This is a genomic window from Pseudomonas sp. zjy_15, assembly GCF_043101865.1.
Taxonomy (GTDB): domain Bacteria; phylum Pseudomonadota; class Gammaproteobacteria; order Pseudomonadales; family Pseudomonadaceae; genus Aquipseudomonas; species Aquipseudomonas putida_Y.
The window spans coordinates 122,811-132,944 of record NZ_JBICII010000108.1 but is presented as its reverse complement, the minus strand read 5'-3'; the positions used below and the strand labels follow the sequence as shown (position 1 = coordinate 132,944).

8 protein-coding genes are annotated in these 10,134 nt (G+C 63.2%); 3 read left to right on the top strand and 5 right to left on the bottom strand.

The features are described from left to right. Positions 1-49: 49 nt before the first annotated feature. Together ACF8EF_RS21540 and ACF8EF_RS21535 are read right to left on the bottom strand one after the other, a co-directional pair. Positions 50-1,414, bottom strand: a complete 1,365-nt coding sequence (locus ACF8EF_RS21540; RefSeq protein ID WP_252460127.1) for a GTPase/DUF3482 domain-containing protein — start codon at positions 1,412-1,414, stop codon at positions 50-52. Further along, positions 1,407-2,798, bottom strand: a complete 1,392-nt coding sequence (locus ACF8EF_RS21535; RefSeq protein WP_176684754.1) for a DUF2868 domain-containing protein — start codon at positions 2,796-2,798, stop codon at positions 1,407-1,409. Before ACF8EF_RS21535 ends, ACF8EF_RS21540 begins: the two co-directional genes overlap by 8 nt. A 54-nt stretch (positions 2,799-2,852) precedes the next feature. On the opposite strand from ACF8EF_RS21535, the gene ACF8EF_RS21530 reads away from it, so the two are divergent. Beyond that, complete coding sequence (locus ACF8EF_RS21530; protein WP_176684755.1) at positions 2,853-3,368, top strand: dihydrofolate reductase; 516 nt, start codon at positions 2,853-2,855, stop codon at positions 3,366-3,368. A 273-nt stretch (positions 3,369-3,641) separates the two neighbouring features. Here ACF8EF_RS21530 and ACF8EF_RS21525 read toward each other — a convergent pair whose 3' ends face one another. Beyond that, on the bottom strand, positions 3,642-5,033 hold the full coding sequence (locus ACF8EF_RS21525; RefSeq protein WP_176684756.1) for an L-cystine transporter: 1,392 nt from the start codon (positions 5,031-5,033) through the stop codon (positions 3,642-3,644). 244 nt (positions 5,034-5,277) lie between these two features. Here ACF8EF_RS21525 and ACF8EF_RS21520 point away from each other — a divergent pair, with 244 nt between their 5' ends. Then, positions 5,278-6,333: a phosphorylcholine phosphatase gene (locus ACF8EF_RS21520; protein ID WP_021783642.1), complete on the top strand. Its 1,056-nt coding sequence runs from the start codon at positions 5,278-5,280 to the stop codon at positions 6,331-6,333. Positions 6,334-6,341: 8 nt separating this feature from the next. Here ACF8EF_RS21520 and ACF8EF_RS21515 read toward each other — a convergent pair whose 3' ends face one another. Continuing rightward, complete coding sequence (locus ACF8EF_RS21515) at positions 6,342-7,010, bottom strand: NAD(P)H-dependent oxidoreductase (protein ID WP_176684757.1); 669 nt, start codon at positions 7,008-7,010, stop codon at positions 6,342-6,344. A 102-nt stretch (positions 7,011-7,112) separates the two neighbouring features. On the opposite strand from ACF8EF_RS21515, the gene ACF8EF_RS21510 reads away from it, so the two are divergent. Further along, a complete protein-coding gene (locus tag ACF8EF_RS21510; protein WP_218115555.1) occupies positions 7,113-8,003 on the top strand; it encodes a LysR family transcriptional regulator in 891 nt (296 codons plus the stop codon). A gap of 70 nt (positions 8,004-8,073) precedes the next feature. Here the strand turns inward: ACF8EF_RS21510 and ilvD are convergent, their stop codons facing one another. Beyond that, positions 8,074-9,915, bottom strand: coding sequence for a dihydroxy-acid dehydratase (gene ilvD / locus ACF8EF_RS21505; RefSeq protein WP_003249056.1), 1,842 nt, complete (start codon positions 9,913-9,915; stop codon positions 8,074-8,076). Between the last annotated feature and the right edge of the window lie 219 nt (positions 9,916-10,134).

Genomic DNA, 10,134 nt, shown 5'->3' with positions numbered 1-10,134 from the left:
GGCCGCCCGTAGGAGCGGGTTTACCCGCGAAAGGGCCGGCCCTGCTGGCTCAAATCTGTGAAACCAGCGCTTCCAACTGCTCCTGCCGCTCAGCCTGGTTCAGCTTCGCCCCAGGGTTGAGGGTGGACCACTGCGGGTGCGCCCGCGCTTTGACCAACGCTTCCGGCAACTTGCCCTCACGCCAGGCCTTTTCATCCAGCTCACCCAGGCGAATACTGTCCTGAGCGGCATGCCCGCGGTTATCCAGCGCCACCATCAACTGCTGCTGACGCAAGGCCAGCAGACGCAATACCGTGTCGTCCACGGTCAGCTCGCGCTTGCCTTTGAGCTTTCCCATCAACCGCGAACCATAGTTGCGTGCCGTCTGCAGCGCACCGCCGGCAATCGCCCCGGCCAGCGCCGCCGCGCCGAGGGTAAGGCCACCAACCAGCAAATCGACCCCGGCCCCCGCTGCCGCCCCCGCCGCCACGCCGCTGCCCAGGCGCACGCCCAGCAGTTTCAACGTCTCCGGATTGAACAAGTCATCGCCCCAGCGGCCATCCAGCAACGGCAGGTCGCTGGCATGGGCATCCTCGCGGCGGAAGGCATACAGCTTGAGCAAGGCCTCGACGCAACGCTGTTCACGTTGGCGTATGTCTTGGCGCAGCGCCTCGATGGCCCGGGCTTCTGCCGCCGGTTCGGCCTCGACACTGCGCCGGCATGCAGCGCAATCGAGCAGCAGTTCGGCGATCAGGCGCTTGCCGCTGTGCCGGCGTGCCAAGCGCTGCGCCTGCTGGTCGTCGATCAGCCGTTGCAGCGCCGGGCGGGCGCTTTCCAGCAGCAGCGCCAGGCTTTCGTACAAACGGCGTTCGCCATCCTCTGGCGGGGCCACGCTGTCGAACCGCACCAAGGCGTGAAGCCCAAGCCGGGCAAGGGCTTCACGCCATTCCGGTTCGCGGTGCTGGCTGCTGGCGACGAAGTTGAGCACCGGCAGCAACGGCTTGCCGCAGTTGGCCAGTACTTCCAGTTCGTCTCGGTACTTGGCCAGCACCGGCTCGCGCGCATCGATCACATACAGCCCGGCATTACTGGCCAGCAGTTGGCGCAATACCTTGGCCTCCTGCTCGAAACGTTGGCGTGCTTCGCTGCCCTGCAGAAAACGCTCCAGGCGGGCTGGGCCGTCCAGGCGCTCGCCCGGGCGTTCCAGACGTTCAAGGTAGTCCAGCAGCGCGATGGCATCTTCCAGGCCGGGCGTGTCGTACAGCTCCAGCAAGGGTTCACCGTCCACAGACAGTCGCGCACCTTCCACATGGCGGGTGGTGCTGGGGCGGTGGGACACTTCGCCAAAGCCGACGTCGCGGGTCAGAGTGCGCAGTAGCGAGGTTTTGCCAACATTGGTATGGCCGACCACGGCCAGTTTCAGTGGCTCAGTCATGGCCATGCTCCAGCCAGGTCAGCGGTGAAGTGTCGGCATGTTGCAGGCCAAGGCGGTCAAGGGCTTCGTGCCAATCGCCCAGGCGCTCGGCATCGAGGGGCTGACCTTGTGCAGCCTGCAGCAGCCAGATACGGGTGGCGCCGGCATTGCGCGCCAGTTCGGCGAGCAGCGCCAGGCTGCCGCGGTCGGGCGAGCGGCGTGGGTCGCAGGCGATGGCCAGGCGTGCCGGTGGGAAGCGGCTGAGCTGTTCCAACAGGCGGTTGCGTGATTCGCGGCTGTCGAGCACGCCGGCATCGGTCACGCTTTTTGGCAGGGCGGGTGGCCAAGGGCGCTGGTCGTCCAGCTCCAGGCCCACCAGCAGGGCACCGCTGCTGCCGCTTTCCAGCTGCCCGGCGGCAAACTGCGGCAAGGCTTCCGGGGCTGCATCCTGCACGCCGATGCGCTCGCTGCGCGGCATCAGTGCTTCGCGCAGTTGCGTGTAGCCGGGCAGGCCCAGGTCTAGCATCAGGCGTTCACGGCCCTGGCGCCAGCGCCACAGGCACAACCCGGCCAGCAGCAGGCGGGGCAGCAGGCCGTATACCAGCACTACGCCGAGCAGCCAGCTGGCCCAGGCCTGGCGTGCCATGTCCAGTGCCGGCAGGCTGTCGCCGCTGGCGCGGATCATGGCTTCGTCGGGCACGGCGAAGCCCAGCAACGAGGGCAGGGCGCCCAGCGCTTGGGTCAGGTGAATGAACGGGTCGGCGGCGAGCAAGGTGGTTTCCCAGACAAAGCCATAGCGCCGGGTCGCCAGCAAGGCCAGCAGCATGCCCAGTGCGGTAAGCATCGCCAACAGCCAAAGGCCATGTACCAACAGGCCGAGCAGCCACCGGTTGAGGCGTTGACGTTGCAGCAGCACCAGCAGCGCTGGCGCCAGGTGCGCGGCCTTGGCATCGCGGGCAAAGCGTTCGCTTAGCCACAGCCACAAGCGGCCCAGCCCTGCGCCATGCTCGCCGCTCAGGGCAAAACCCATGCCCCAGCCCAGCAGCATCAGCAGGTTCAGCCCGAGCAGGCTGCCCAGCGCCCAGAACACATTCACCGGGCGCTGCCCGTCACCGAGGGCGGCCAGCCCCAGGCCTGCGCCGCTGAGCACGGCCATCAGCAGCAGGGCCAGCAGCGCCAGGCGCGCGCCCTGCTTCCAATGGCGCAGGGCGCCGGTCATGCCATCGCGCTCGGCCAGGAACAGCGCACGTGTTTCGATGCGCGTGGCCAGGTCGCCACCTAGCTGGCGGGCGTGGCGGTTGGCTTCCTGGTCTTCCAGCGGGCCGGCATGTTCTTCGCGCAGGCGTACCGCTTCGGTGAGCCAGCGCTTGTCCAGTGGCGTGGGTGCAGTCACAAGGTCTTCCATTGCACAGGTCAAGGCAGAAGCATAACCCACACGCCCGGTGCTATCCTCGCCGGCATGAATACATCACTCCCCCTCAGCCTGATCGCGGCTTATGCCGAGAACCGCGTGATCGGCATCGACAACTCCATGCCCTGGCATTTGCCGGGGGACTTCAAATACTTCAAGGCCACCACCCTGGGCAAGCCGATCATCATGGGGCGCAAGACCTGGGACTCGCTGGGGCGGCCGCTGCCTGGGCGGCTGAACATCGTGGTCAGCCGCCAGCCGGGGCTTGAACTGGCGGGTGCCGAAGTGTTCGCCTCGCTTGAAGAGGCGTTGGTGCGGGCCGAGCAGTGGGCGCGCGAGCAGGGCGTCGGTGAGCTGATGCTGATTGGGGGCGCGCAGCTGTATGGGCAGGCGCTGGAGAAGGGGCTGGTCAGTCGCATGTACCTGACGCGGGTTGAGTTGGCGCCAGAGGGGGATGCGTGGTTCCCGGCGTTTGATGAAGGGCAGTGGAGGCTGACTTCTAGCGAGGCACGGGCTGAGGAAGGTAAGCCGGTGTATCACTTCGAGGTTTGGGATAAGGGTTGAGATGTTGGGGCTGCTTTGCAGCCCTTCGCGGGTGAACCCGCTCCTACAACGGCCTGTGTCCAACCCCCGATGTGTATCCACCACCCTGTAGGAGCGGGTTTACCCGCGAATACGATAGCGGCGGCAACGGCGAACGGCTGGTGAAAATTGGCCAGCAGGCCTGGCCCTTTCGCGGGTGAACCCGCTCCTACGGGGGACAGCAGGGTGTTCAGATTTTGAGCAAGACACGAGCGGTCTTGTCGCGAAAGGGGCGCATTGCGCCCCGGCGATCTGTCAGGTGTGGCTCAGCTCGGCATGTTCATCACCGGCCAGCACTTCCTTGTCCGTCTCTTTCAACAGCTGGCTGGTGACAACGCCCGCCGTCATCGAACCGTTCACGTTCAACGCCGTACGGCCCATGTCGATCAGCGGCTCCACCGAAATCAGCAGCGCCACCAACTCCACCGGCAAGCCCATGGCTGGCAGCACGATCAGCGCGGCGAAGGTGGCACCGCCGCCCACGCCGGCAACGCCTGCCGAGCTCAGCGTGACGATGGCCACCAGGGTGGCGATCCACAGCGGGTCGAAGGTGTCGATGCCTACCGCTGGCGCAACCATCACCGCCAGCATGGCCGGGTAGAGCCCGGCACAGCCGTTCTGGCCAATGGTGGTGCCGAACGATGCGCTGAAGCTGGCGATTGATTGCGGCACCCCCAGACGGCGGGTTTGTGCCTCGATGTTCAGCGGAATGCTGGCGGCGCTGGAGCGGCTGGTGAAGGCGAAGGTCAGCACCGGCCACACCTTGCGGAAGAAGCGCAGCGGGCTCACGCCGGTGGCGGCGAGGATCATGCCGTGCACCACGAACATCAACCCCAGGCCCAGGTACGACACCACCACGAAGCTGCCCAGCTTGAGGATGTCCTCCGTGTTGGAGCTGGCCACGACTTTGGTCATCAACGCCAGCACGCCATAGGGGGTCAGCTTCATCACGATCCGCACCAGGCGCATCACCCACGCCTGCAGGGTGTCGATGGCCGACAGGGCGCGCTCGCCCTTCTCCGCGTCGTCCTTGATCAACTGCAGCGCGGCCAGGCCGAGGAACACCGCAAAGATCACCACGCTGATGATCGAGGTCGGCTTGGCCCGCGCCAGGTCGCCTACCGGGTTGCTGGGGATGAACGACAGCAGCAGTTGCGGGATGTTGAGGTCGGCGACCTTGCCCGCGTAGTCACTGTGGATAACCTGCATGCGTGCGCTTTCCTGGACGCCGGCCACCAGGCCCTCGGCGCTGAGGCCGAACAGGTTGGTCAACACAATGCCGATCAGGGCAGCAATGGCAGTGGTCAGCAGCAGGGTGCCGATGCTCAGCACGCTGATGCGGCCCAGCGAAGAGGCATTGTGCAAACGTGCCACGGCACTGAGGATCGAGGCGAAGATCAGCGGCATGACGATCATTTGTAACAGGCCGACATAGCCGTTGCCGACCAGATCGAGCCAGGCGATGGTTGCCTTGAGCACGGGGTGGCCTGCGCCATAGATCGTATGCAGCACAAGGCCGAAGACCACGCCCAGCACCAGGCCAAGCAGTACCTTCTTGGCCAGGCTCCAGTCGGTGCGGCGGGTTTGTGCCAGGCCCAGCAACAGGGCCAGGAACGCCAGCAGGTTGAGTGACAGCGGCAGGTTCATTGAAGCTCCAGCAGAAAAAAGCAGAAGTGGCATCGCCTCTGTGAGCGATTGCGAACGGAAATGCTAACAGCCTGAAAACAAACGAATTTATACCCAAATGGAATTTACATAGTCGTTTATGGAATAACGAGGTGTCGCAAATTGCAATGAACAAGGCGTTTACAGTTGCCTGGGGGTCGTTATCGAGGGTTTGCAGTGGGGATTGTTGCACTAGCGTTTCTGGGTCATTTCAGGAGATTCGTACATGAAAGTCGCTGTGAAAGCCGCCGCCATCGGCCTGTCCCTGCTGTTCAGTATCGAAACCTTCGCCACCGAGCTCAAACACTGGCCTGCCGACGCAGCCAAGCAGCTCGACAGCATGATCGCCGCCAATGCCAACAAGGGTAACTACGCGGTGTTCGACATGGACAACACCAGTTACCGCTATGACCTGGAAGAAGCCTTGCTTCCGTTCATGGAAAACAAGGGGCTGCTAAGCCGCGACAAGCTCGACCCTTCGCTGAAGCTGATGCCGTTCAAGGACACTGCCGAGCACAAGGAAAGCCTGTTCAGTTACTACTACCGGCTGTGTGAAATCGATGACATGGTCTGCTACCCGTGGGTAGCCCAGGTGTTCTCCGGTTTTACCCTCAAGCAGCTGAAGGCGCAGGTGGATGAGCTGATGGCCTCGACCAAGCCGATCCCCAGCACCTATTACGAAGGCGACCAGGTCAAGGCCATCGAGGTTCAGCCGCCCAAGGTCTTCAAGGGCCAGGCCGAGCTGTACAACAAGCTGATGGAGAATGGCATCGAGGTCTATGTGGTTTCGGCTGCCTCCGAAGAGCTGGTACGCATGGTCGCCTCGGACCCCAAGTATGGATACAACGTGAAACCCCAGAACGTGATTGGCGTGAGCCTGCTGCTCAAGGACCGCGCCAGCGGCCAGCTGACCACTGCGCGCAAGCAGATCAGCGCCGGGCACTACGATGCCAAGGCTAACGAGGGCCTGGAGCTGACCCCCTACCTGTGGACTCCGGCCACCTGGATGGCGGGCAAGCAGGCGGCGATCCTTACCTACATCGATGAATGGAAGAAACCGGTGCTGGTGGGCGGCGACACGCCGACCAGCGATGGCTACATGCAGTTCCACGGTGTGGATGTGGGCAAAGGCGGTATCCACCTGTGGATAAACCGCAAGGCCAAGTACATGGACCAGCTCAACGGGATGATTGCCAAAAATGCGGCGGCGCAGGCCAAGGAAGGGTTGCCGGTGACGGCCGACAAGAACTGGGTGATCGTCACGCCGGAGCAGATCCAGTAACGGGAATATCAACCATCGCGGCCCACAATGAGGGTCTGGGCCGCTTTCTGGTCAATGGTCTGCGCCAGCAGGGTCACTTGTTCAATGGCACGTTCACGGATCCTGGCGCCCTCAGGGCCGAGGGTCTGTTCGACCACTAAACTGTGCGCCTGGTTAATCCCAACGAAGCGAAACCATGTGTCGATGAAGGTTTTCTCCAGGCCAAACACCTGGTCGGGTGTCTGTGAGCCGGGCCCGTAGCCCAAACCACGGGTGTAGATGGCAATCGCTCGACGCCCGCCAAGCATGCCGTTCAATCCTTGCTCATCGAAGGTGAACAGCACGTCTTTGTGCGAAATCGCGTCGATCAGGTGCTTGAGCTTGTACGGAATACCGAAATTCCACAGCGGTACGCTGAACACCAAGGTATCCGCCCGGTGGAACCGTTGAGCGAGGGCCTTGATCCGGTCCCATGCAGCTGCCTGTGTGGTTGACAGCGGGGCATCGGCAAGCCCCGCGTACTTCGCCGCGAGCAAGGCGCCATCTACCTCAGGCAGTTCACATTCCCAAGGATTCAAGTGATCGATTTCCACCGCTTTGCGCTCGGCCAATGCCGCCAGGAACACGTCGGTAATCTGAGCGGAAACGGACCGCTCTCCTCTGGGTGAGGCGCAGACATACAAGATACGTTCAACCACGGGGCTTCTCCCAAGTAGTGTTGATAAGCCTTGCCCGGCGCTTGAGCGCCCAGGCGTTCGGTGGTCAGTCTGATTCAGGGCGATTCATTATAGAAATGACGTATGCTCGCGAGATTGAGTGAGATAGGTGATGAATCTGTGTTCGATACTGTGCTTTTGCGGAGCTTGCTTGCCGTTGCCGACACCGGTGGTTTCACCCGTGCTGCGCAGAGGCTGCACCTAACGCAGTCGGCGATCAGCGCTCATATTCGGCGGCTTGAACGCGAAGCCGGACAAAAATTGCTGGAGCGTACGACCCGCTCGGTCAGCCTGACACCCGCAGGCGCTCGGTTGGCAGGCTATGCCCGCACCATCCTGGCGCTGCACGATGATGCCCGCGCAAGCCTTGGGGCAGGTCGGCGGGTGTCAGGCACGGTGTACGTGGGGTTGAGCGAGGAAATGGTGAAAGCCCCGATCATCGACTGCATGCGTCGTTTTTCGGTGGCACATCCCGATGCAGAGGTGTCCCTGACCGTCGGCCTGACTGGGGAGTTGCTCTCGCTCGTCCACTCGGGTGGGCTGGATATCGTATTGGGCAGCCGCTGCAGCGATGAAGAACGTGGCGAGGTGCTTTGGTCCGAACCATTGGTGTGGGCGAGAGGGCCGATTGCGCTGGGCAGCGATGAGGTCACCACGCCTGTGCCCTTGGCGGTATTTTCTGATCAATGCCCTTATCGGGCCGCAGCTATCGAGGCCTTGGTACGCGCCGGGCGGCAATGGCGCATCGTTTGCCAGAGCCCAAGTGTCGGCGGGCTGATGACCGCCGTAAGTGGCGGGCTTGGGGTAACGCCTGTCACGCGATCTTCTGCTCTGGCTGCCGGCCTGGTGGAGGTGTCGACGTTGCCAGCCTTGCCTCAAGCGCAGTTCGTGCTGACGTCGGCGGCGACACCGAAGCGCTCGGCTGCCCTGCTGCTGGCGCAATTACGCCAATGTGTCGCGAAGGGAGAGCTTTGATCCGGCCTTTATCCACAGGCAAAAAAAACCGGCGTACGAGACGCCGGTTGTGCCAATGCCAGAAAAGCCCTTACAGCCCTTCGAGCATTGCCTTGTTACGCACCGCACCCTTGTCGGCACTGGTGGCCAGCAGGGCATAGGCCTTGAGCGCCGTGGTCACCTTGCGTGGACGGACCTCGGCTGGCTTCCAGCCCTTCTTGTCCTGTTCGACACGGCGTTCCGCCAGCTCTTCATCGCTGACCAGCAGGTTGATCGAACGGTTAGGGATGTCGATCAGTACCTTGTCGCCGTCGCGCACCAGGCCGATGGCGCCGCCCGCCGCGGCCTCTGGCGAGGCGTGGCCGATCGACAGGCCCGAGGTACCGCCCGAGAAGCGACCGTCGGTGAGCAGGGCGCAGGCCTTGCCCAGGCCTTTGGACTTGAGGTACGAGGTCGGGTAGAGCATTTCTTGCATGCCCGGGCCGCCTTTCGGGCCTTCGTAGCGGATGATGACGATGTCGCCGGCTTTCACCTCGTCGGCGAGGATGCCGCGCACGGCGCTGTCCTGGCTTTCGAAGATCTTCGCGGTGCCCTCGAACACGTGGATCGATTCGTCCACACCGGCCGTTTTGACCACGCAGCCATCCAGTGCGATGTTGCCGTACAGCACGGCCAGGCCGCCCTCTTGCGAGTAGGCGTGTTCGAAGCTGCGGATGCAGCCGTTTTCACGGTCGTCGTCGAGGGTTTCCCAACGGGTCGACTGGCTGAATGCGGTCTGGGTCGGGATACCGGCAGGGCCAGCCTTGAAGAAGGTGTGCACGGCTTCGTCATCGGTCTGGGTGATGTCCCATTTGGCGATGGCTTCTTCCATGCTGCGGCTGTGCACGGTCGGCAGGTCGGTGTGCAGCAGGCCGCCACGGGCCAGCGAACCGAGGATGCTGAAGATGCCGCCGGCGCGGTGGACGTCTTCCATGTGGTACTTCTGGATGTTCGGCGCCACTTTGCACAGCTGCGGCACTTTGCGTGACAGGCGGTCGATGTCGCGCAGGTCGAACGCCACTTCACCTTCTTGTGCTGCTGCCAGCAGGTGCAGGATGGTGTTGGTCGAACCGCCCATGGCGATGTCCAGCATCATGGCGTTTTCGAACGCTTTGAAGTTGGCGATGCTGCGTGGCAGGACCGACTCGTCATTCTCGCCGTAGTAGCGTTTGCACAGCTCGACGATGGTGCGGCCGGCCGTGAGGAACAGCTGCTCGCGGTCAGAGTGGGTGGCCAGGGTCGAACCGTTGCCCGGCAGGGCCAGGCCCAGGGCTTCGGTCAGGCAGTTCATCGAGTTGGCGGTGAACATGCCGGAGCACGAACCGCAGGTCGGGCAGGCGCTGCGCTCGTATTCTGCGACTTTCTCGTCGGAGGCCGTGGAGTCGGCTGCGATGACCATGGCATCGACCAGGTCCAGGCCGTGGCTGGCCAGCTTGGTCTTGCCGGCTTCCATCGGGCCGCCGGAAACGAAGATCACCGGGATGTTCAGGCGCAGGGCGGCCATCAGCATGCCGGGGGTGATCTTGTCGCAGTTGGAGATGCAGACGATGGCGTCAGCGCAGTGCGCATTGACCATGTATTCCACGGCGTCGGCAATGATTTCGCGGCTTGGCAGCGAGTACAGCATGCCGTCGTGGCCCATGGCGATGCCGTCATCGACCGCGATGGTGTTGAATTCCTTGGCCACGCCACCGGCGCGTTCGATTTCGCGAGCCACCAGCTGGCCCAGGTCCTTCAGGTGCACATGGCCCGGGACGAACTGGGTGAACGAGTTGGCGATGGCAATGATCGGTTTCTTGAAGTCTTCGTCCTTCATCCCGGTGGCGCGCCACAGGGCGCGGGCGCCGGCCATGTTGCGGCCTTGGGTGGAAGTCTTGGAACGATAATCAGGCATGAAACACTCCTGGCGGCTTAATCAGGTCACAAATAGGGGAGTGAGCTTCTCTTGTCCTTTGCGCCGCAGGCCGGTTGCCACTGGCACGGATGGGGCCAAGACGGCGCGGGATCGCCGCGTGCTTGACCAGAGCTCATAAACCCGCCGGGGATGACTGGCGATGAATAGGCCGATTCTACACCGCTGGCGCGGTGAGGGAATGCAGATGTGGATGGTTGG

Bases quoted from the DNA above. Each gene is read 5' to 3' on its own strand.
- ACF8EF_RS21535 (WP_176684754.1), bottom strand. From the start codon at position 2,798: ATGGAAGACCTTGTGACTGCACCCACGCCACTGGACAAGCGCTGGCTC.
- ACF8EF_RS21520 (WP_021783642.1), top strand. From the start codon at position 5,278: ATGAAAGTCGCTGTGAAAGCCGCCGCCATCGGCCTGTCCCTGCTGTTC.
- ACF8EF_RS21530 (WP_176684755.1), top strand. From the start codon at position 2,853: ATGAATACATCACTCCCCCTCAGCCTGATCGCGGCTTATGCCGAGAAC.
- ACF8EF_RS21510 (WP_218115555.1), top strand. From the start codon at position 7,113: ATGCTCGCGAGATTGAGTGAGATAGGTGATGAATCTGTGTTCGATACT.
- ilvD (WP_003249056.1), bottom strand. From the start codon at position 9,915: ATGCCTGATTATCGTTCCAAGACTTCCACCCAAGGCCGCAACATGGCC.
- ACF8EF_RS21525 (WP_176684756.1), bottom strand. From the start codon at position 5,033: ATGAACCTGCCGCTGTCACTCAACCTGCTGGCGTTCCTGGCCCTGTTG.
- ACF8EF_RS21540 (WP_252460127.1), bottom strand. From the start codon at position 1,414: ATGACTGAGCCACTGAAACTGGCCGTGGTCGGCCATACCAATGTTGGC.